Origin of the sequence: Cryobacterium roopkundense (assembly GCF_014200405.1) — a bacterium.
GTDB lineage: Bacteria > Actinomycetota > Actinomycetes > Actinomycetales > Microbacteriaceae > Cryobacterium > Cryobacterium roopkundense.
Window position 1 is genome coordinate 2,576,371 of sequence record NZ_JACHBQ010000001.1, and the last position, 21,687, is coordinate 2,598,057.

Annotated in this window: 19 protein-coding genes and 2 riboswitches; of the genes, 2 read left to right on the forward strand and 17 right to left on the reverse strand. The window is 65.9% G+C overall.

Annotated features, from left to right (window positions below; translation table 11 throughout):
- Window positions 1-82 precede the first annotated feature (82 nt).
- The 4 genes from BJ997_RS12140 to BJ997_RS12155 form a co-directional block, all read right to left on the reverse strand.
- Window positions 83-1,831, reverse strand: coding sequence for an ABC transporter ATP-binding protein (locus tag BJ997_RS12140; RefSeq protein ID WP_052541874.1), 1,749 nt, complete (start codon window positions 1,829-1,831; stop codon window positions 83-85).
- A complete protein-coding gene (locus BJ997_RS12145; protein ID WP_183323482.1) occupies window positions 1,828-2,775 on the reverse strand; it encodes an ABC transporter permease in 948 nt (315 codons plus the stop codon). Before BJ997_RS12145 ends, BJ997_RS12140 begins: the two co-directional genes overlap by 4 nt.
- The gene (locus BJ997_RS12150; RefSeq protein WP_035834793.1) at window positions 2,765-3,694 is read right to left on the reverse strand and encodes an ABC transporter permease; all 930 of its coding nucleotides are present in this window, start codon (window positions 3,692-3,694) and stop codon (window positions 2,765-2,767) included. Before BJ997_RS12150 ends, BJ997_RS12145 begins: the two co-directional genes overlap by 11 nt.
- Window positions 3,695-3,826: 132 nt before the next feature.
- Window positions 3,827-5,506, reverse strand: coding sequence for a peptide ABC transporter substrate-binding protein (locus tag BJ997_RS12155; protein ID WP_035834792.1), 1,680 nt, complete (start codon window positions 5,504-5,506; stop codon window positions 3,827-3,829).
- A 267-nt stretch (window positions 5,507-5,773) separates the two neighbouring features.
- Here BJ997_RS12155 and BJ997_RS12160 point away from each other — a divergent pair, with 267 nt between their 5' ends.
- Window positions 5,774-6,553 carry a CPBP family intramembrane glutamic endopeptidase gene (locus BJ997_RS12160; protein ID WP_035834790.1) on the forward strand — a complete coding sequence of 260 codons (780 nt, stop codon included), beginning with the start codon at window positions 5,774-5,776 and terminating at the stop codon, window positions 6,551-6,553.
- A gap of 120 nt (window positions 6,554-6,673) precedes the next feature.
- Here the strand turns inward: BJ997_RS12160 and gcvP are convergent, their stop codons facing one another.
- The 3 genes from gcvP to gcvT are packed head-to-tail and all read right to left on the reverse strand — an operon-like array spanning window position 6,674 to window position 11,160.
- Window positions 6,674-9,622 carry an aminomethyl-transferring glycine dehydrogenase gene (gcvP, locus tag BJ997_RS12165; protein ID WP_183323484.1) on the reverse strand — a complete coding sequence of 983 codons (2,949 nt, stop codon included), beginning with the start codon at window positions 9,620-9,622 and terminating at the stop codon, window positions 6,674-6,676.
- Window positions 9,623-9,625: 3 nt separating this feature from the next.
- A complete protein-coding gene (gene gcvH / locus BJ997_RS12170; RefSeq protein ID WP_035837447.1) occupies window positions 9,626-9,997 on the reverse strand; it encodes a glycine cleavage system protein GcvH in 372 nt (123 codons plus the stop codon).
- Between the two features lie 26 nt (window positions 9,998-10,023).
- Entirely contained in the window at window positions 10,024-11,160 is a 1,137-nt protein-coding gene (gene gcvT, locus BJ997_RS12175) for a glycine cleavage system aminomethyltransferase GcvT (protein WP_035837445.1), read from the reverse strand.
- A gap of 68 nt (window positions 11,161-11,228) precedes the next feature.
- A riboswitch (glycine riboswitch) is annotated at window positions 11,229-11,340 on the reverse strand.
- 1 nt (window position 11,341) lies between these two features.
- A riboswitch (glycine riboswitch) is annotated at window positions 11,342-11,439 on the reverse strand.
- A 115-nt stretch (window positions 11,440-11,554) separates the two neighbouring features.
- On the opposite strand from gcvT, the gene BJ997_RS12180 reads away from it, so the two are divergent.
- Window positions 11,555-12,319 (forward strand): hypothetical protein, encoded by a 765-nt coding sequence (locus tag BJ997_RS12180; RefSeq protein ID WP_035837443.1) that lies wholly within the window; start codon window positions 11,555-11,557, stop codon window positions 12,317-12,319.
- Here the strand turns inward: BJ997_RS12180 and BJ997_RS12185 are convergent.
- The 10 genes from BJ997_RS12185 to BJ997_RS12230 form a co-directional block, all read right to left on the reverse strand.
- Complete coding sequence (locus BJ997_RS12185) at window positions 12,309-13,163, reverse strand: IPT/TIG domain-containing protein (RefSeq protein WP_035837441.1); 855 nt, start codon at window positions 13,161-13,163, stop codon at window positions 12,309-12,311. The genes BJ997_RS12180 and BJ997_RS12185 overlap by 11 nt on opposite strands.
- Before the next feature lie 61 nt (window positions 13,164-13,224).
- Complete coding sequence (locus BJ997_RS12190; RefSeq protein WP_035837439.1) at window positions 13,225-13,701, reverse strand: hypothetical protein; 477 nt, start codon at window positions 13,699-13,701, stop codon at window positions 13,225-13,227.
- Entirely contained in the window at window positions 13,688-14,257 is a 570-nt protein-coding gene (locus BJ997_RS12195; RefSeq protein WP_183323486.1) for a phage tail protein, read from the reverse strand. The genes BJ997_RS12190 and BJ997_RS12195 overlap by 14 nt, the downstream gene beginning before the upstream one ends.
- Window positions 14,250-16,874, reverse strand: coding sequence for a baseplate J/gp47 family protein (locus BJ997_RS12200; RefSeq protein ID WP_035837437.1), 2,625 nt, complete (start codon window positions 16,872-16,874; stop codon window positions 14,250-14,252). Before BJ997_RS12200 ends, BJ997_RS12195 begins: the two co-directional genes overlap by 8 nt.
- Window positions 16,871-17,338, reverse strand: coding sequence for a GPW/gp25 family protein (locus tag BJ997_RS12205; protein WP_052542392.1), 468 nt, complete (start codon window positions 17,336-17,338; stop codon window positions 16,871-16,873). Before BJ997_RS12205 ends, BJ997_RS12200 begins: the two co-directional genes overlap by 4 nt.
- Window positions 17,335-17,673 (reverse strand): hypothetical protein, encoded by a 339-nt coding sequence (locus BJ997_RS12210; protein ID WP_035837435.1) that lies wholly within the window; start codon window positions 17,671-17,673, stop codon window positions 17,335-17,337. Before BJ997_RS12210 ends, BJ997_RS12205 begins: the two co-directional genes overlap by 4 nt.
- Window positions 17,670-19,190 (reverse strand): phage baseplate assembly protein V, encoded by a 1,521-nt coding sequence (locus tag BJ997_RS12215; protein ID WP_052542391.1) that lies wholly within the window; start codon window positions 19,188-19,190, stop codon window positions 17,670-17,672. Before BJ997_RS12215 ends, BJ997_RS12210 begins: the two co-directional genes overlap by 4 nt.
- Complete coding sequence (locus tag BJ997_RS12220; protein ID WP_035837433.1) at window positions 19,187-19,951, reverse strand: CIS tube protein; 765 nt, start codon at window positions 19,949-19,951, stop codon at window positions 19,187-19,189. Before BJ997_RS12220 ends, BJ997_RS12215 begins: the two co-directional genes overlap by 4 nt.
- 1 nt (window position 19,952) lies before the next feature.
- Complete coding sequence (locus BJ997_RS12225) at window positions 19,953-21,209, reverse strand: hypothetical protein (RefSeq protein ID WP_152602249.1); 1,257 nt, start codon at window positions 21,207-21,209, stop codon at window positions 19,953-19,955.
- On the reverse strand, window positions 21,181-21,687 hold the full coding sequence (locus BJ997_RS12230) for a phage tail protein (protein ID WP_035837430.1): 507 nt from the start codon (window positions 21,685-21,687) through the stop codon (window positions 21,181-21,183). Before BJ997_RS12230 ends, BJ997_RS12225 begins: the two co-directional genes overlap by 29 nt.

The window sequence follows — 21,687 nt, forward strand, 5'->3', positions numbered from 1 at the left end:
TTACCGAGCGGTGATCAAATCAAAAAAGCGCGGACGAGCGGCACACTGTGTGCCGCTCGTCCGCGCCGTTTGGATGTTGCTCCTAGCGTCCGAACTCGAAATTCGCTCCGGGGATGGCCTCGAGCAGTTCCTGCGTGTAGGCCTGCTGGGGGTTGTCGAAAACATCGTCGGTACTCGACGCCTCCACGATGCGGCCCTTCTGCATGACGCAGACGTTGTCGGCCACCAGCCGCACCACCGCGAGGTCGTGGGTGATGAACAGGTACGTCAGGCCCAGTTCCGCCTGCAGCTCGGTCAGCAGGTTCAGCACCTGACCCTGCACGAGCACGTCGAGGGCTGAAACGGCCTCGTCGAGCACGAGTACGTCGGGCTTGAGAGCCAACGCGCGTGCGATCGCGATGCGCTGACGCTGGCCGCCGGACAGTTCGCTGGGATAGCGGAACTGCGTGGCAGCCGGGAGCGACACCTGGTCGAGAAGCTCCAGCACGCGAGCCTGGCGCTCCTTCTTGGTGCCGATGTTGTGCGCCAAGAGTGGTTCCGCGATGGTATTACCCACGTTGTACTGCGGGTCCAGCGAGCCGTACGGGTCCTGGAACACCGGCTGCACGCGCCGGCGGAACTTCAGAAGCTCCTTACCCTTGAGGCCGGCCACATCCTGGCCGTCGAAGGAGATACTGCCGCTCGTGATGGTCTCGAGCTGCAGGATCAGCTTGGCAACGGTGGACTTGCCCGAGCCGGACTCCCCCACGATGGCCGTGGTGGTGCCCTTCTTCACGCCGAACGACACGTCGTTGACCGCGAGCAGCTCGTTGTACTTCAGCCCCTTGGTGCGGATGCGATAGAGCTTGGAGATCGCCTCCACCGAGATCAGGTCCTTGGTCGGAGCCGACTGCTCGCGCAACGCCGCCCGGTCGATGAGCCCGGTGTCGAGGGAACCCGGGGAGTAGATCGGCTGACCAGACTCTTCGGGGTGCTTCTTCGACTGAATACGGCGCGAGGCCAGGCTGGGTGCCGCCGCCACCAGGCGCTGGGTGTACGGATGCTGGGGGTTTGCCAGGATCACCTGTGACGGCCCGGACTCGACGACCTTGCCCTTGTACATCACGACGAGCTGTTCGGCCCGCTCCGCGGCGAGGCCGAGGTCGTGCGTGATGAACAGTACCGAGGTGCCGTAGTCACGGGTGAGGGTGCCGAGGTGATCAAGGATCTGCCGCTGCACAGTCACGTCGAGAGCCGACGTCGGCTCGTCGGCGATCAGTAGCTTGGGACGTGCCGACAGGCCGATCCCGATCAGCACACGCTGGCGCATACCGCCGGAGAACTGGTGCGGATACTGCTTGAGGCGATCTTCGGCGTCGCTGAGCCCGGCCTCCTTCAGCACCTCGATGGTGCGCTTGCGCGCCTCCTTGCCCCGAAGGCCGCTGTTGGACTTCACGGCCTCCTCAACCTGGTATCCGATGTTCCACACGGGGTTCAGGTTGCTCATCGGGTCCTGCGGCACATAGCCGATCTGCCGACCGCGAACGGCCTGCATTTCTTTCGCGCTCAGCTTGGTGAGGTCTCGTCCTTCGAACAGAATCGAGCCCGCGGTCACCTGACCTGTTCCGGCCAGCAGGTTGATGATCGCCTGCGCAGTCGTGGTCTTGCCGGAGCCGGACTCTCCCACGATGGCGAGAGTCTGGCCCGCGTGCAGGGTGAGGCTGACGCCGCGCACCGCTGGCACGACGCCGCGCTGAGTGCGGAATCCTACCTCGAGGTCGCGGATCTGAAGCAGGGGGGCGTTCTCGTTGGAGACGCTCTGCATCACGGTTTCATTTGCTAGTTGAGTCATCGGCGTGCCCTCGCTTGGGGATCAAGTGCATCTCGAACGACGTCGCCGAGCATGAGGAAGGCGAGCACGGTCACCGACAGCGCTGCTGCCGGGTACATGAGCACCTGGGGGGCCGTACGGATGCTGGTCTGCGCCTGGCTGATGTCGTTGCCCCAGCTCATGACGTTCGGGTCGAGGCCAATGCCGAGGAAGGACAGCGTGGCCTCGGCGACGATGAACGTTCCGAGAGAGATCGTCGCCACCACGATCACGGGTGCGATGGCGTTGGGCACGACGTGACGCAGCAGAATCTTGAACTTGGACACACCGAGGGCAACGGACGCCGTGACGTAGTCAGAGTTCCGTGCGCTCAGCACTGCGCCACGCATGATGCGCGCCACCTGCGGCCAGGCAAAGATCGACATCACGAGCGCGATGGTGACCGGGGTGCGTTCCGGCAAGACCGACAGCAGCACGATAGCGCCGAGTACGGTCGGCACCGCGAAGAAGATGTCTCCGACCCGGGAAACGACGGCGTCAAGAAAGCCGCCGTAGTAGCCGGCCAGTGCGCCGATGATGATGCCCGTCACGGTCACGAGGATCGTGGCGAGCAGGCCGACGATGACGGAGGCCTGGGCACCGAAAATCACCCTGGCGTACACGTCACAGCCTTGGCGAGTGAAACCGAACGGGTGACCGGCCTCCGGCTCGCCGTTGCTGTTGCCAAGAAGGCAGTCAGTCGGTGACGCCGACGAAAACAGTCCCGGTAGGAAGGCGACGGCCAGAATCAGCACGATCAGCACGGAGGAAATCCAGAACGTCGGTCGACGCCGCATGGAATCCCACGCATCCGACCATGTGCTGCGGGCCTTCTGCGTTTCGTCCAGCCGGTCGACGGCCGCGATCGGGGTGTCTTCGAGGGCGGCCACGTAGTGCGGCTGCGCCTCCAAATTGTTACTTGGCATAGCGAATCCTCGGGTCCAGGGCTGCGTAAAGCAGGTCCACGAGCAGGTTGGCCAGCACGAAGATCACGACCATCACGGCGATGAACGACACCACTGTCGGTCCTTCACCGAGCTTGATCGCGTCGTAGACGGTGCCGCCCACTCCGTTGATGTTGAAGATGCCCTCGGTGACGATGGCACCTACCATGAGAGACCCGATGTCGACGCCCAGAAAGGTGACGACGGGCACGAGCGAGTTGCGCAAAACATGCACGCTCACGACGCGCGGCCGGGACAGCCCCTTTGCTGTCGCCGTACGAACGAAGTCCGCGTTCAGGTTGTCTGACACGCTCGCCCGGGTGAGACGCACGATGTACGCGAACGACACGGAAGCCAGCACGAGAGCCGGCAGGATCAGCTCATCGAGCGGCGCTGCTCCACTGACCGTCGTGCGCGCCCACCCGAGTTGGATGCCGAACACGAATTGGAGTACGAAGCCGATCACGAAGGTCGGCACGCTGATCAGCAGCAGGCTGACCACGAGAGCGCTGGCGTCGAAGAGCTTGCCCTTGCGGAGTCCGGCAACGAGGCCCACCAGAATGCCTGCGACGGCTTCGAAGAACAGGGCCAACATGGCGAGACGGAAGGTGATGGGGAAGGCCGACGCCATCACGTCGGACACCGAACGGCCCGAGAATGTGGTCCCCAGGTCGCCCTGGAAGAAGTTGCCGATGTAAATGAAGTACTGAACGATCAGAGGCTTGTCGAGGTTGTACTCGGCACGAAGCTGGGCGATGACGCCCGGCGAGACCGGTCGGTCACCGAACAGGGCGGCGATGGGATCCCCGGGAAGGGAAAAAACCATGAAGTAGATCAGGAAGGTGGCTCCGAAAAAAACCGGGATCATCTGAAGAAGACGTTTACCGGTGTACCAGAGCATCAGGTTCCCACAATGGAACGTATATGCATGAACATCACAATCACTTAGAGAGAGAAAAAGTCTAACCAACCAAATACCCGGGGGCTCACGCCCCCGGGTACTTGAACATTAGGTAATTCTTACGGCTGCTACTTAGTTCTTGGTGATCTCGTGGTACAGCGGCACGGAGTCCCAACCGAATTCGACGTTGCTGACGGTGTCAGCGTTCCACACCGCGGTGACGTTCGAGTACCACAGCGGGATGGTCGGGAGGTCCTTGAGCAGAACTTCCTGAGCGGCGACGTACTTGGCCGTGGCGTCGTCGACGCTCGACGCGGCAGCGCCTTCCTTTAGCAGGCCGTCGAACTCTTCGCTGCTGTAGCCTTCGTAGTTCGATCCGGCACCGGTCTGGTACAGCGGGGCGAGGAAGTTGTACATCGACGGGTAGTCTGCCTGCCAGCCGGCGCGGGTTGCCCCGGTCAGCGTTCCGGCGGAGCGGTCATCGAGTGCAGCTGCGAAGGTCGGGTACGGCTTACCGACTGCTTCGATGCCGAGCGTGTTCTTGACGCTGTTGACAACGGCGTCGACCCAGGCCTGGTGGCCACCATCGGAGTTGTACGCGATGTCGAAGGTACCCGTGTACGGGGAGATCGCATCGGCTTCAGCCCACTTGGCAACGGCTTCTTCGGGGTTGTAGTCGAGAACCTCTGAGCCCTCGAGGGAATCGGAGTAGCCGTCGATCACCGGGGAGGTGAAGTCGGTGGCCGGGGTACGGGTGCCCTGGAAGATGACATCGGTGATCTCGGCACGGTCGATGGCCATCGAGATGGCAGCACGACGCAGCTCGCCTTCCTCGCCACTCCAGTGTTCGAGGTAGTACGGCATGTTGAATGCCTGGAAGATCGCGGCCGGATCGTTGACGTTGCTGTCCGGGAAATCGGTCTTGTAGGTCGCGAAAGCGGAGTCCGGCACGGCGTCGAGAACGTCGAGGTCGCCGCCCTGCACGGCGGCGTAGGCGCCATCCTGCGAGGCGAAGAAGATGATGTTCAGTCCGTCGTTGGCCGGCGTGCGCACACCTGCGTAGTCCGGGTTCGTCACGAGGTCGATCTGAACGTCGTGCTGCCAGGCGCCCTCACTCGCGAGCTCATAGGGACCGTTGCCGATCGGGTTCTCGCCGAATGCGGCCATATCCTCGTACGCGACGGTCGGCAGCGGCGAGAAGGCAGTATAGCCGAGGCGAAGCGGGTAGTCTGCCTCGGCGGCGGCGAGCTCGACCGTGAAGGTCGTGTCGTCGATGACCGTCAGTCCGCTCATGGACTCGGCGAGCGGGTCGCCGACCTGAAGCACGTTGCCGTCTTCGTCGACGGCTCCGGTCGGGTCGTCCATGGTGTTCTGCACGTCGGAGTAGCCGACGATGTTGTCGAAAAAGTACGACGTGGACTGCGCGTTGTCGTACAGCGCACCGTAGTTCCACGCGTCCACGAAGGACTGCGCCGTGACGGCCTCATCGTTGGTGAACTTCCAGCCGTCGTTCAGCGTCACGGTCCAGGTCGTGGCGTCATCGGACTCGATCGACTGCGCGACCTCGTTCTCGATCTCGCCCGTTGCACTATAGGAAACCAGTCCGGCGAAGATCGATGTGATGATCTTGCCACCACCGACCTCGGTGGTGTTGGTCGGGATGAGCGGCATCTGCGGCTCGTTACCGTTGGTCGTGATGATTCCGCCACCGGCTGTGCCTGCATCGTTGGATGCACCCGAGCAGCCGGAAAGCGTCAGCGCTCCCACGGCGGCAATGGCGATCGCGACGACGCCAAGTCTCTTGATTCTCAATTTTCCTCCAGTGAAAAGGTGAACGCCGGGCGCAGTTTGTAACGGCACCGGCGTACTCGTTAGTTTCGACACTAATTGGGGCATTGACCAAACCCGCCATCGGTGTCGTAACCGTTACCTACGCGAAACAATTGGCGCAGGTAATCTGCGTGAAATCGGCCGATCTTATGCAATTTGTGCAAGAAACGACTCTTTTAGAACAATCTCTTCACGTCATGCCCGTTGTACTGCCGCATGCTGTGACCCTGACACTGGCATTATGGGTTCATGATCGAATCATCCGGCGGCCTGCGGAAAGCCCGCGTGTATTGGGAGGTCGGCATTGTTCTCGGGCTCTCGCTCGGCGCATCCGCTGTGTATTCGGTCGTGTCCATCGTTGCTCGGCTCACCGACACCACTCCACTCGCCGACCAGTCGGCGACGCTCAACGGCTCGCAGTCACCGCGGGAATGGCTCGACTTCACGTACCAGTTTCTGGGCATCGGATTCGGGCTGGTGGCCGTCGCCCTCGTGCTGTACCTGCTCTGGCTTCCCGGTACCAATCCCTTCCGGCTGATCGGCTTCGACCTCACCCAGCCGGGCAGGGACCTGCGGCGCGGTCTGGGGCTGTTACTCGTGATCGGCATCCCGGGGCTCGCGCTCTACCTCGCCGGTCGGGCCTTCGGCTTCACCGTTGCCGTCGTTCCCGCGCCCATCGACACCTTCTGGTGGACCATTCCGATTCTGGTCTTTTCGGCACTGCGCAGCGCCCTCGTGGAGGAGATCATCGTGGTGGGCTACCTGTTCACCAGGCTGCGCCAGCTCGGCTGGTCGACCTGGACGATCATTCTCTCCTCGGCCGTGCTGCGCGGCAGTTACCACCTGTACCAGGGCATCGGCCCGTTCTTCGGCAATGTCGCGATGGGTGTCGTCTTCGGCTGGTGCTACAACCGCTGGGGCCGCACGATGCCCCTGGTGATCACGCACTGGCTGCTCGACATTCTGTCGTTCGTCGGCTATCCCCTCGCGCTCGCCTGGTGGCCGGGGCTGCTCGCCCCGGCCAACTGAATTAACTCAGAGCGCACAAGTCGAGACCACGCAAGCCGGGTCTAAGAGTCGGCTTGCGTGGTCTCGATACGCGCGCCAGCGCGCATTACTCGACCAGCGGGATGGGCGCGAGGCGCCGGGCTACTCCTCGAAGGCCTCGGGTGGTGGGCAGGCGCACACGAGGTTGCGGTCCCCGTAGGCATTGTCGATGCGGCGGACCGGCGGCCAGTACTTGTGGCTAACCAGGGAGCGCAGCGGGTACACGGCGGTAGCACGGTCGTAGGCATGTTCCCACTCCCCCTCGATCACCGCTTGCGCGGTGTGCGGGGCGTTGTGCAGCGGGTTGTCGTCGGCCGGCCAGACACCGGCGGCGACGGCATCCGCTTCCGCGTGGATGGCCAGCATCGCGTCGATGAAGCGGTCGATCTCCCCAAGGTCTTCGCTTTCGGTGGGCTCGACCATGAGCGTTCCCGCCACCGGGAAGCTCATCGTGGGCGAGTGGAAGCCGTAGTCGATGAGGCGCTTGGCCACGTCGTCCACGGTCACCCCTGTTGCCGCGGTTAACGGACGCAGGTCGAGGATGCACTCGTGCGCCACAAGACCGTTGTCGCCTGAATAGAGCAGTGGGAAGGCGCCCGAGAGCCGCTTGGCCACGTAGTTGGCTGCGAGAACGGCCGCGCCGGTGGCCTGCCTGAGGCCGTCGGCGCCCATCATGCGCACGTAGGACCAGGAGATGGGCAGGATGCTCGGGCTGCCGTAGGGCGCGGCCGAGACCGGCCCGCCCTCGTGACGAACCGTGCCCGGCGTGCCGTCTGCGGCGAGCAGGTAGTGCTCGTCGCTCTGGGCAAGCGGATGTCCAGGGAGGAACGGTGCCAAGTGGGCCTTGGCCGCCACCGGGCCGACGCCCGGTCCGCCGCCGCCGTGCGGGATACAGAACGTCTTGTGCAGGTTGAGGTGCGACACGTCGCCGCCGAAGTCGCCGTAGCGAGCGAAACCGAGCAGGGCGTTCAGGTTGGCACCGTCGACGTACACCTGTCCGCCGGCGTCGTGCACGGCGCGACAGATGGTCGCGACCTCGTGCTCGTACACACCGTGGGTGGACGGGTAGGTGATCATGAGCGCGGAGAGGTCGTCGGCGTGCTCGGCGATCTTGGTGTGCAGGTCGTCGAGGTCCACGTTGCCGAGGTCGTCACACGCCACCACGACAACACGCATGCCGGCGAGGGCAGCGGATGCTGCGTTGGTGCCGTGGGCGCTCGACGGGATCAGGCACACCGTGCGTGCACCCTCGCCGCGTGAGCCGTGGTAGGCGCTGATCGCGAGGAGCCCGGCGAGTTCGCCCTGGCTGCCGGCGTTCGGCTGAAGCGACACTGACTCGTAACCCGTGACGTCGCTCAGCCAGGTTTCGAGCTGGCGAACGAGCTGCAGGTAGCCCTCCACGTCGGCGCGCGGCGCGAAGGGGTGCAGCCCGGCGAACTCGGGCCAGCTCACGGCCTCCATCTCGCTCGCGGCGTTGAGCTTCATGGTGCAGGAACCCAGCGGGATCATGCCGCGGTCAAGCGCGTAGTCAGCGTCGGCGAGGCGCTTCAGGTAGCGCATCATGCTCGTCTCCGAGCGGTGCGTGTTGAAGACAGGGTGCTCGAGGTACGGGCTCGTGCGCGCCAGCTCGGCGGGCAGTCCCTCGGTGGCCACATCGAAGTCCACGTGCCCGAAGGCATCGCTGCCGCCGAACGCCTGCACGATGTGCCCGAGGTCGGCGAGAGTCGTCGTCTCGTCGACCGACAGACCCACGGTGTCGGCGTCGACGAGGCGCAGGTTGTAGCCGCCGTTCGCGGCGCGGTCCACGAGAGTCGCGGCGGTTCCGGGTGCGGACACCTGGATGGTGTCGAAGAAGCTGTCGCTCACGGCGGGGAAGCCGGCGGCGCCGAGCGCGGCGGCCAACTGGCCCGCGCGCTCGTGCACTTGGGCGGCGATCGCTTTCAGGCCCTCAGGCCCGTGGTACACGGCGTACATTCCGGCCATCACGGCGAGGAGCACCTGCGCGGTGCAGATGTTGGACGTCGCCTTGTCACGGCGGATGTGTTGCTCGCGCACCTGCAGCGCGAGACGGTAGGCGGGGTGGCCAGTGGCGTCGACGCTCACGCCCACAAGCCGCCCGGGCAGCTGTCGCTCGAGTCCCTTGCGCACGGCCATGTAGCCGGCGTGCGGGCCTCCGAAGCCCATCGGCACACCGAAGCGCTGGCTCGTGCCTACGGCCACGTCGGCGCCGAGATCGCCCGGCGAGGCGATCAGCGTCAGGGCGAGCAGGTCGGCGGCCACGACGGCGAGGGCCTTCTGCTCGTGGGCGAGGGCGATCACGCCCGCCGGGTTCCAGATCCGACCGGATGCCGCGGGGTACTGCACGAAGATACCGAAGTACTCCCCCAGCTCGGCCGCGGTGGTCTCCTCGTTCAGGGGCAGCACGGCGAGCTCGATGCCGAGCGCGTGCGCCCGGTTCGCGAGCAGCGCATGGGTCTGCGGCAGGGCGTCGGCGTCCACGATGAAGCGGCGGCTGGCGCCCTTCGAGGCGCGGCGGGCGAGGAGCATGCCCTCCACGACGGCGGTGGACTCGTCGAGCATCGAGGCATTTGCGGTGTTCAGCCCGGTGAGGTCGGCGATCATCGTCTGGAAGTTGATGAGCGCCTCGAGGCGACCCTGGGAGATCTCGGGCTGGTAAGGAGTGTAGGCCGTGTACCAGCTGGGGTTTTCGAACACATTGCGCTTGATCACGGCGGGCGTGAACGTGTCGTAGTAGCCGAGTCCGATCATCGACCGCTTCACTGTATTGCGGGCGGCGAGCAGCCGAAGCTCGGCGATGGCTTCCGGCTCCGTCGCGGCAGGAGGGAGGGCGTTGTCGCCCTCGGTGCGGAAGAGGTCTGAGTGGATCGCGCCCGGAATGGCCGCGGCCACGAGGTCTTCGACGCTGTCGTAGCCGAGGGTGGCGAGCATGTGCGCCTGCGCGGGCGCATCCGTTCCGATGTGGCGCTGGGCAAACGCCGGCGAGCCGGACGTCTGCTGCGTGGAACTGTCTTTCACGATGAGAGTCTCCATGGATTATTCGCCGGTAAGGGCGGAGTACTCCGCGAAGGTGAGGAGAGGGGGCAGCTCCGTGAACGTGATCTTGAGCAACCACCCCTCGCCGAACGGGTCGCTGTTGACGAGCTCAGGGGCGTCGACCACGGCGGAGTTGACGGCCGTGACGGTGCCGTTGACCGGGGCGAACAGCTCTCCGACGGACTTGGTGGACTCGATCTCGCCCACGACGGTTCCGCTGGTGACGGCGCTGCCCACGTCGGGGAGTTCGACGAAGACCACGTCACCGAGCTTCTCGGCGGCGTAATCGCTGATGCCGACGGTGGCGATGTCGCCCTCGACGAGCACCCACTCGTGCTCGGCGGTGTACTGGAGTTCGGATTTGTCAGTCATGGGAAACCTTTCGAAGAGAGAAGGAACTACTTCTTGCGCGAGTAAAAGGGGAGAGAGGCGACGGTGGCGGGAATGCGGGTGCCCCGCACGTCCATGTAGACCTCTGTGCCGAGACGGGCCAAGGCAGGCGTGACGTAGGCCATGGCAATGGGATAACCGAGGGTCGGCGAGAGGGCACCGCTGGTGATTTCGCCCGCTGGTTCGGTCGCATCCGTGCTGGAGTAGATACCGTAGCCGGCGCGGCCGGCCCGCTTGCCCTGCGCGATCAGGCCGACGAGCACTGGCGCCGTGGCGCTCGGGCCTTCCTCGCTCGCGGCCCGGCCGATGAAGTCGGTGTCTTTCGCGAGGTTAACGACGCGACCGAGTCCGGCCTGGGCCGGAAAGGTGCTGAGGCTGAGCTCGTGGCCGTACAGCGGCATGCCGGCCTCGAGTCGAAGCGTGTCGCGGCTTGCGAGCCCGGCGGGCACGAGACCGTGCGCCTCTCCGGCGGAGACGATGGCCTCCCAGAGCGCGAGCGCCTGGGCTACCGGCACGTACACCTCGAAGCCGTCTTCGCCCGTGTAACCGGTGCGAGCGATGAACAGCGATGTTCCGTTAAATGCGCCGTTCATTGCCCGGTAGTAACGCAGGGTGATCATGTCGCCGCCGGCCGCGAAGCCCGCGGTTTTGTTGAGGATCGTGCGGGCGTTCGGCCCCTGCACCGCGATGAGCGCCACGTCGTCGCTCTCATCGACGACTGTCACGTCGAAGCGAGCCGCGCGGGCCTGCATTGCTGCGACGGCCGGGAATCTGTTTCCGGCGTTGGCGACAACCAGGTACTCGGCGTCGCCGAGGCGGTACACGACGACGTCGTCGATGATGCCGCCTGCCTCGTTGAGCAGCAGGCTGTACTTGGCCTGCATCAGGGCGATGGCGGAGAGCTGACCGGCGAAGGCGTAGTCGAGGTACGTTCCGGCATCGGGGCCGGTGACGCGGATCTCCGCCATGTGGGAGAGATCGAAGATGCCGGCGGTGGTGCGCACAGCGTGGTGCTCGGCGAGATCGCTCGAATACCGCACGGGCATTTGCCAACCGGCAAAGTCGGTGAAGCTGGCGCCGAGTTCGACGTGAGCCTGGTGCAGGGGTGAGAATCGCGCTTCCGCGTGGGGGTCGACCGAGGTCATGAGTTCTCCGGGACAAGCCGGCCGAAGCCGAACGAGAGCACCGAGGCTCGGTTGAGCCTCGTGGGAACTCCCCCTCTGTCGTCTTAAAGCCTGAGAGCTTCACCATGCCGGCGGGGCATGACTTTCACCTTGGGCGGAACTGACGGCGTATCGCTTCGCTCAATTCACTTTTCAGAGTGGCCAGTTCGATGCGGTACGCGTACCTGAGAGATTGTCGGGGAGGATTGCTCCTTCGGTGTTCGCTCGTCTTGCGACGTCGAACTCTCCCGCATCGACCTTGATGGCCCAGTATTCAATTCTGGATGTTGTAAACAAGCCTAGCGCCCACGCCCTCACGGACGCGACCGATGATAATATTCGCGCGACAGACGCCCCAGGTGACGGAGGCATTCCTATGGATGGGCTGCGCAAACCGTTCTTCATCGCCGCGATCATTGTCGCGGCCCTGGTCGTATTCGCCGAACTTGGCCTTTCCTTCTTCGTCATCAATGCCGCCGTCATCCCACCCGATGCCGGGGCAGCTCAGGACCTCGGAGTGCCCGCCGGCGTCGAGGCTGTTAATGCCGCCAACGGCTCCGATCCGCCGGGATCGGGAATCGCCTTTCTGGCGCTGATCGACGGCCTCGTGCTCTTCACCGTGGGCATGCTCGGCTTGAGCCTGGTCATGCCCCTGCGCCTCTACGGCCGGGTGCAGGGGATCGTGACCCTGGTCGTGTCTTTCCTATGGGTCATCATGTGTTTTCTGCTGCTGATCGTGGGGCTCATTCAGCTGTTTCTGATGATCGGGCTGTTGGTCGCCGTCCCATTCGGCACGGTGGTCTACTTGGCCATCTGGGGCTCGTTCCCGGAGGGAGCCGCGGCCGCCGTTCTCGGGGCGATCCTGTTCCTCAAGATCGCTTTCGGAGTGTTGCTTATCGTGGCGCAGCCCCGATTCCTCAGGGTCACGGGACTGGTGGTCCTCGTTCTGCTGTCGGTCGTACTGCAGCTTGTTCTCGGGTTCATCCACGGCTTCCTGCCGGGAATCGTCGTCGCCATCGGCGATCAGTTCTGGGCCCTGGTCACGGGCGTCGTCGCACTCGTGTGGGCACTCATCATGCTGATCGTCTCCATTCCCGCGATCGTCAAGGCGATCAAAGCGAGCGAATCCGCTACTGATTGATGTCGATTCCGTTCAGGTTGGGCAGTATCTCACCGGTGTCGAACTTCTCCAGGAACTGCTTTTCCTCGAAGAAGACGCAGGCGGTCGGATTGAAAATGCAGAAGTCGTCGACGATAACACCGCCCCCGGTGGCCTGCGGAGCGACATACTCGAAGATGGCCACACCGAGCTGTGAGCCCCCGCTCTCGACGAGGAGTGGCACCTGGCCGGCCTGCGCCGCGGGCGGCGTGCTGAATGTCACCTGCGTGTCGCTCACCTTCGTGGTCGACACGCTCGTCTCCCCCACGGTGACGATAGTCGACTCACCGAATTGACCGGTCAGCAAGACGATAGTGCCTCCCTCCACACCGCCCTGCGATGGAGTGAAAGACGTGAGCGCAGGCGTGACCTCGGGCGGACGGGTAAGGATAAAGGCCGTCACTCCGCCGCCGATGATCACCACGGCCGCAACAACGGCCACGATCCACCAGGGGAACTTCCTCACCACCACGGGCGCGACCTCCGGCACCACGAGCTGCACGACGAATCCGAGCTCGGCGTAATCTTCGGGGGCCTCGTCCGCGCTGTAGGGAATGAGCTTCACTTGGTAGGTGCCGGGCAGCGCCCCTGTCGTGTCGAAGGCGACCTCGTATTGCACTGTGGCCCCGGGATCGATCGTGCGCAGCGGCTCCTCGATCGTTGCGCCTGTCGAGCCGGGAAGGCTGTTCGGCACACCCACGGGGAATGCCCCCAGCACCACGCGCTCGGGCGCGGCCGAGGCATTCGTCACCGATGCGGTGAGCGTTCCTTTTCCGTCGGTCAGCGCAACGGTTTGCGAGCTGAGCGTCATGGCCAGTTTCTTCATGGGGTCCTCCTCGGGGAATCCAGAAACTTCAGATGCGCAACGTGGATGCTACTCCTGAGCGTCATATCGGGCTCACTTGCAGGATGCAGGCATCAAATCCCGGACAGTCGAAGGTCAGGGAACCACCGGAGCGGCCAACGGTGAGGTCCGTCGAGTCACCCTGCTCCAGCTTCTGGGCGGCATCCGTTCCCTCGATGAGCATGCTCACGGTGACCTCTCCCGGCGCTGACAGCACGGTGAGCCTTGCCCTTTTCGTCACCGGTCCGAGGTCGAATGTGCCGCCGAATTCCGCAATCGTGAAGGTGCAGGTCTGCTGCACCTGGATGAGCTGCCCGCTGATGGCACAGTCCCCGTTGCTCAACACCAGATCGGTGGTCTCAAGGGCCGCGACCGGACCGATGCCGGCCAGCCCTGACACCGTGGACCCACCCGCCGGGCGGTCGCCTCTGCCGAACCCCACACCCATCAGGAAGAGCACCAGCACCAGGCCGGCAACCGCGCAGGCGATGATAATCGGCTTGCGATTACTCTCGCTCATGGCTGCTCCCGTCTGACAGGCTCGGCGGTGCGGAGTCGACCACGAGATCGTGCGTGATGTGGGCCGGCTTCATGACGCCGACAATCCGGTGCACTAGGTCGACCTGGCCAGCGGCATCCGCGGGGATATGCACGACCACGTGAAAGGCCCCGGGATCGTCGACAACGCCGAAACCGCCGACGCCCGTAGCGAGTTGCAGAAATCTGGCGAGTCCGGCGGGTGTGCCGCGGCGGGCCGACAGGTCTGCGGCATTGGCGACGAGGTCTCGCTGCCGAGCCGGGTCGACCCCGGATCCGCCGGGCGTCGGACCCGTCAGCCAATCGAGGTCCACCCAGCTGGCGAGGTAGGGCACGAGCTGCTCCGGGGCCCGGTACGGGTGCACGAGAGTGTCGACCGCATCGAGCACGTCAAGAACCGGCGTCTGCAAGTCTGCCGTGACGGCGATCAGCGCCCGCAACGGCGCACTCCGCACGGCGGACACCTGAAAGACCTCCGGCAGGATGCCGAGGAGCAGGGCCTCGGATGGCTCGGTTTCGGGCAACACAGGCCTAGGCATTGGCGCGCACCACCTCGATGCGATGTTCCCCCGAACAGAACAGCCAGGTCGGCGGCAGGGTGATGAAGGTATCGACGTTTCTGGCCGTGCAGGTGCTCCAGGTGTCGGCTTCATCCGTCGAGCGGAAGATTCCCTCCGGCCCGGCGCCGAGCACGAGCGGCACGCCGTCGGCACCCAGGGCACCCGAAACCGACCGCACCGGTTGGAACCTCGCCCGGTCCCGAAGAGGCAGGCCGCAGTTGACATCACGCTGGTCCCAGACGCGTTTCTGCCCCGCCGAAAGCGGCAGCCGCAACACTCCACCACTCTGAGTGGCGGCGTAGGCGGCGTCACCCGTCACATGCACGCCCCAGCAACTGCCGCCGCCCCACCCCGCGCCCAGTTCTTCCCACGAGGCCATCAGGGCAGCATCGAACGTGGTGCGGGCGAGGTCATCGATGCGCAGCCGAGCGCACCCGGTGCCCGTACCCTCCGGCACCGCGCGACCCAGCCACAGGTACGTGGCTGGACCGTCGTATTGCACGGCCAGGCAGCGGATGTCTTCCCCCGCCGCGCGCACGCGCTTGAAGGATTCCGGTGCGCCCGCCGTGGGTGACATCCACACTCCGGCGGCAGCCTCCGCCGTGATGATGACCCCGGTCTGGCCGCGCACATCGGTGAACGAATCGATGGCATAGAAGCCGCGGTCCGGCTGCGCCGGATCGACGAGGTTCTGCACCGGGATGGCGCCCTCGTTGTGAGCGAGCTCATAGAGGCCCTTTTCTCCGGCGAGCAGGAGCACCGGGCTGCCGAGCCGGTCCACCCAGGCGAGATCGGCGAGCGTGAACCCGAGTTCTGCGCGTCGCAGCCAACTCTCACCGAGGTCGTCGCTCACATAGACGCGTGAGCCGTCGCCGGCATCCGTTGCCACGGCGACCATGCCCGGATGCGTGGTAGATGCGCCCTGCCCCACCCGGAAAGGAACTATCGCGCGCACGTCTTCTCCCGCGAACTGCGCACAGGCCTCCCAGCCGTCCCCGAAGTTGGTGGTGCGAAAGAGAGTGTCGCCTTGGGCGACAAACCACGTGCCGGTCTGGCCTTCGGCCTGGATGAGGGAGGTCGCGTCGGTGTCGGGCACCTTGTCCAGTTCGAGCCGCACGCGTTCCACGTACTGCACGCCGGGCTCGGATTCCTCCATTGCCCGGTAGAGGTTGGAAGCACGCAGCGCGCGCCCGAACCCGAAACCGAAGCCGATGCCGCCCGCGCTGCCTGCCGTTCCGTTGGGAAGCGGGTTGATCGCCTCGCCCAGTCTGCGCACGATCCTCTCCCTGACCGCGACCGGATCCTCGTCGGGACGAACGACCACCCTCGCGTCGACGAGCACTTGCTTGTAGAGGGCCCAGCGGACCACGGGGGTGGCGCCGATGGTCGCGCGATCGCGAAGGTAGCGGTCGACCTCGGCCCGCACGTTGTCGCGAGCCTGCGCTCCGAGTTGGTCGAGGGAGATTCCCCCATTAGTTCGGTTGCCGAGGGGAATCTGCGGCACGAGAACGACCTCAACCTCACCCGGACTCGCAAAAGCCCACACCTCGCGCCTCGTGAGGGCATGAGCCCGCGCAACCCCGCCATGCCTGGCGGCAAGCACCTCGTAGTCGCGGCCGGTCACCGCTCGATCTCGGGACTGAAAGTCCTGCGGCGCCCTGCGCAACGCATCCTCGAGTGGCTCCTGATCGCGGCCTCCGGTCGCGGGCGCAGGGTTGCTCACCCGAAGACCCGGAAGGGAGCTGCGCAGAACGGTCAGGGTGCCCGCCGCAACGTTTCCACGCTCGCCTCCACCGCTTCGAAACCAGGCTCGCACCTGGGCACCGGGTGCGGGAACGGCTGGAACCGGTGCAATGAATTGATCTCGAGCATCGGTTCCGCCCGCTGCCCGCTCGCTCCACCAAGCGAAAATGACGGTGCCAGAAGATCGGTCGACGCGCACCACGGGCTCGCCGTCCTCTGCGTCCGCGAAGGCCTCGACCTCGCGGCAAAAACGGAAGGGCATTCCGTCCACAAGCACCGCTTCGCCGCTGGCGAGCGGCGACCCGGAGGGGAACTCAATTCCGATGCTCAGCCCCGGTCCCGCGACCGCCGGCGAGCTGGGCAGGGTAAAGATCTGACCGGGTCGCCCCGTGCCGACCCCGAGGAGGACGGCCTCGACCGGCGTCGAATCCGCCGCTTCGACGGTGACGCTCGTCGCTCCGGCTGCGAGCACCGTGTCGGCGAGGGTACTGAATACCGGCAGCGCGACACCGGGCACTCCAGGCGGCGGGCTCACCTGTGTGCCGCGCGGGATCAGCACTTCCGGCCCGTCCCCGGCGGCGCGGGTGAACTCGAGAGTGACCGTGGCCGCGCTCGGCGGGTACACGGCGGTACCCAGCAGATTGAGGTAGACGGCATAAAGCTTTTCAGGCACCCGATTGAGGCGATACATAAGCAGGTCGGTGAGGTGGGCGAAGGCTTCCACGAGCACGATGCCCGGGTCATGCACCGAGAGATCGGTCCACTCCGGATCCAGCTGGCGAATACGGTCGCGTGCACTGTCGATGAGCTCGACGAAGGTGCGGTCGTCGAGATTGGGCACAGGAATGCTCATGCGGAGCCTCTCTCGGTCGTTCGATCGGCCGTTCCCGGTGCCTGTCCCGACACGGGCACGCCCACGGCCAGCTCGTCCTCGTGCTGGGTGGCTTTGACCCGATACCGCAGGCGCACCTCGAGCAGGGCCGGGTCTTCCGGTGCCCGAGCCGCATCCAGTGAGAGAACCGTCACCCGTGGTTCCCAGCGTTGCAGGGCACTTGACACGTAGTGGATGGCGAGTCCGGCGGTTGTGTCGTCGGCCGCAGCGAAGGCCAGCCGGAACAGGTGGCAGCCGTAGTTCGGTCGGTTAACCCGCTCGCCGGGCCGGGTGCTCAAGAGAAGAAGCACGGCCTGGCGCACTGAGGCGTCTTCCGTGACGGTGGCGAGGCGGCCGTCAGGAGTGAGGCTGAAACCCGGAGGTCCCGCGGACGCATCGAAATCGGGATGCACGAGCGCGATGGCACGGTATCGGGGCGCGCTCATGTCGACGCCCCCACCAATTGCTCGCCCGGCGAGCGCACCGTGTACTTCACGGCGCCGGGCGGTGTGCCGTCGGTGTACCCCTCCACGGAATCCAGACAAATGGCATGGCCACCGATGCGCAGGAACGTCGAGTATCCCTTGTGCACCACCAGCGTGTGCGTGCACGGCTTAATATTGACGCCGATGTTAGGGCACCCGTTGATATCCCGTCCCTGCGGGTCGTTCTCGACGAGCACGGGGGATGCGAGGATTGTGACCCACTCCTGCGATGGCACATTCTTCACGACGCCGTCATGGCCGCAGCGCACCACTCCCTTTTCAACGAGAACCTTCATGTCGCCTCCTCGAAATCCACGGTCTTGGCGCGCACCTTCATCGCATGGCCTGGCGCCTCGATCGTGAGGTCGGTCGCGGAATGCAGGCTGAAAAGATCCGGTCCGAGCGACACAGACGACCCGTGGCCGTCTTCCAGACGGATGCTGTGGTCGTCGCCATCGAGAACGACCCGCTGCCCGTCCGCGGTCGCCACGGTGAAGCGTCGACCCCGAGTGCCGGCCAGGTCCGTGTCGGGAACCTTCTCGGGCCCGAAGAGCCCGCCGAGAACAACGGCGTCGGCCGGATCCGCTGCGACCAGAAGTACCAGCACGGTGTCACCGGTGTTCGGGAGCAGGACGGCGCCCTTGCCGGTCCCCGCGCCCTGGGTGAGCACCGGTGCCCAGCCCGTGGTGACCTGCGGGTAACATGCGAGATCCACCTGCACCCGCGCACGCTGCTCGGGGTCTTCGACGTCGACGACGAGGCCCAGGGTCGTCACGTCAGCCGGGCGAGAGGTCGCCGGGGTGGCCGGAAACGCGGGCGGTCTCGTCGACACCGTGGTCTCGTATCCGCTGCCCTGCACGGAGTGCACAACGTCACACACCGTGTACGTGCCCTCGAGGCTGGCCGTGACCCCGCTGATCTTCACTCGTCCGCCCACACGGATGCGCGGATCGCCCTCGGCCACGAAGACGCCGGTGATCTCGCCCGCTGCCCGCACGTCGAGCTCTGCCTGCGCGAGGTCCGCGGCCGCCGAGTCGTCGACGAGGGTGTCGTTCTGGCGCAGCAAGGCGCCCCCGCCTCCCACGCTCTGTGGCGCAGCATCGGCTCGCACCCCTGCCCGGGCCCGATTGTCGTCTGCCTCGCCGTGCACGATGGCCGCAGAATCAGGATTCCAGCCCGTCACCGAGGCGCTCAGGAATGCGGGTTCCTGGCTGATCTCCAGCTCCGCAGAGTGAAGGGTGGTGCCGAGAACAAGCTCCACGGGCTCTCCCTCCCCCTCGAGCCCCACGAGCCGCAGGGCTGACTCATCGACGACCGGGTACAGGCCCGCGCGGCGGCTCGCCTGAACGAGCAGGCTCAGGTCGGAACATGCCAGTTGGTAGGTGCGCGCGGGGCGGCCGGTCCCGCCGACGACGCTGAGCCCGGTTCCAGCGCACAGGGCCACCGCGAGACCGTTCAGGTCAACGTCTGCGTGCACCCTGGTGAACTGACGTTTTCGCAGCCGGTGCAGGGCGTCGTAGGCGCGCACCCGTATCTCCTCAGAGAGGTCGGCCCCGTAGCTGTGCTCGACCACGGTCACCTCCCCCACGAACAACGCGCGTCGTACCCCGACGACCTCGACCCGCAGTGCGTCGCCGGGTGCCGGGTCAACCCGGCGGCCCGCGTCGAGGGTCAGCCACGTGATGCTGCACCGGGTCGGCTGCGCCAGTGCGGCGTGCACTTCGATCGAGGAAACGGATGCAGCTTCGGCCGCGGTCAGCCGGTCGCGTCCGAGGGTGATGATAATTTCCGGGAGTCCCTGCACCTCTGTCATCGGGGCTTCTCTCCGAGCGGCGGGATCGACAGTCGTCCCGCGAAGTGCAGGGGGTCGTCCACGTTGCTGAATTCGAGGATCTGCTTCACGAGCAGCGGCGTGCCGTAGGTCAGCATCGAGATGATCCCGTATTCGCGGGTCGGGGTCAGCGGCCGCGGCGGCGCCCCCTCCGGGGCGTCGGGAACCAGGGTTTCGAAGCTGCCGTCACCCTGCACGGCCACGGTGTCCACCGGAGGTGCCGTGAGGTCGACGACCGGAAGTCTCTGGGCGAGCTCGTAATTCTCGCCGCCCTCGTCATCGGCGCTTTGGCCAACCCGCACGAAGACGAGCCGCATCCAAGAACGCAGAGGGGAACCATCCGCTGCAAACCTGTCGAAGCGCTCGGCGACCTCCGTCACGATACCGGGCATGTCCCACGCGCGCCCCCACAGAAAGTGCACCCCGGGCGGCCGGCGCTTCTTGTCGACCTCTGTCGAGTTTTCGGCGAGCTTCCAGATGGGGCGGGTCATTTGACGCACGTCTGTCACCCGCTGGTTGGACGGAGCGAGGTCAACGTCGAAGAGCAGGTCGAGCCGCAGCTCGGTGTGGCCGCCTCCGGTGAACAACAGCGGGTCGTCGGCGAGGCCGGCGCCGGTGAGACGGCCGCCCGCCGAACGCCGAGGCTCGACACCGGCCGTGCGCGACATGACCACGGTTTCCGGGTTGAGCAGGCAGCCAAAGTGCTCCCCGGTGTTGTCGATGAGAAACGCCACCCGTTCCATGTCACACCAGGGACTCTTCGACGGCCAGCCGCCGGGCGCGCGCGATGCGTCTCACAACGGCTTCGGTGTTCGGCCGGTCCTGAGGCGTCGGGCGGGCAGTGGCGAGTTCGGGCCACGGGTGCGGGCTCGCCGCGGCGACGGCAGTACGGGCCGGCCACGCCGAGTGCAACGCGACCGGCGACAGACCCTGCCGGACTTGCTCGACGCTGCGGTGAGCTGGGGATTCGGCCCGAGAGGCAATCGCGGGGGCAGGAATCGATGCTCTCACCGTCGGTGCCGGCACGAATACCGGCCGGTGTGCGATATCCCGCCCACGCAGGTGCAGAGCGGGCGCCACGTCGCTTCGGATTGGCTGCCTCACCCTCCTGAGGAGGCTTGTGCGGTCGTGCACGCCGTCCACGGGCACCGGACGAGGCTCCGCGGCGGCACGCGCGACGGGCGCAGTCGCGGGACCAGGCTCGGCGACAACGGATGCCCCCGGCTGGCGCCCCGGCGCCGCAACGCCATTCCGGCTGGAGCCCTGCTCCGCTGCGGCACGTTCGGGCCGCGGTCGTGCGGCGCTGGCGCGGTCGGTGACATCACGGGAGCCCGTAGCTGTCTCCAAATCGGGACTGTCGCTAGAGTGCGACACCCCTCGCGCGGCACCCGGGCGGGTCGCCGCTGGTCGAATACTCAATCGGGCAATCCCCGGGGCGAGCGGCCACTGCCTCAGAGACTCCACAGGAGAGACGGTGTCCGGTTCCGGGTTTGCACCGGACAGCAGGCCCGGCGGCCGGTCATGATCGGCGACACGTTGCGGGGTCGCGTTCGGTTCGGCGTCGACGTCTCGTGCCGAACGCGCATCGGCTCGCAGGACCGCTCGGGCGCTCGGGCGCCGAACCCGGGAGGCCGCTCCCGGCGCAGGACTCTCCCCCACACCCGGTCTAGCACCGTGACCCGCGACATCGCCCACGGGCAAGCCAGGGGTCGGGCTCGGCGTCACCGTCGCCGCGAGTGCCTGGCTGTGCAGCCCGGCCTCGCGGACTCGGCGAAGCCAATGCTCCGGCACCCCGTCGACCGTGCTCATCCAAGACAGGTCAGGGTCGGGCCCACCGGCCGGCGCGTCGACCAGCCCCACGGCATCCGTCGCCCTACCGCCACCGTGCGCGAGCGGAGGACTCAGGGCGTCGCCGAGCGCTGGCGCCGAGTCGACCAATCCTGCCAGCGCGCGCAGGCCCGCGCCGAGGCGTCTACGCAGCAGGCGGGGTCGCGGGAGCATCGTCGAGCTTCAGCTGGTCGTAGGCGAGGCTGAGCGATTCGATCGCCAGTTCTTTGCCGAGGGCATCCAGCGGAGCACCGGACCATTCACACGGCCAGGCACCGATCAGGTTCCAGCGCCTCACCTCGGCCGATCCGGCGTCGTTGAGCATGGCGAGCGACACGTTGCGGCGCTCGACTGTGCCGTCAACGGCCTTGAAGAGCCACTGCAGCAACTCCTTGGAATCGGTCATGCCGTAGCGCAGGGTGACCGGCGGGTACTCGACCGGACCTGGCATCGTGCGCACGGCCGCGTGTTCACCGCCTTCCCGCCACAGCAGGCGTGGAATCACGATTCCGAGACCGTCCACGCGAGTGAAGTGGCCCTGCACCACGCTTTGGATCACGAGTTTGAAGTTGTACGCACGGTAGGGGTCGACCACGTTTCCCGGTTGCGCCTGCGGGGGTGGGGTGGCTGCTGTTGCTGCTGCATCGGACAT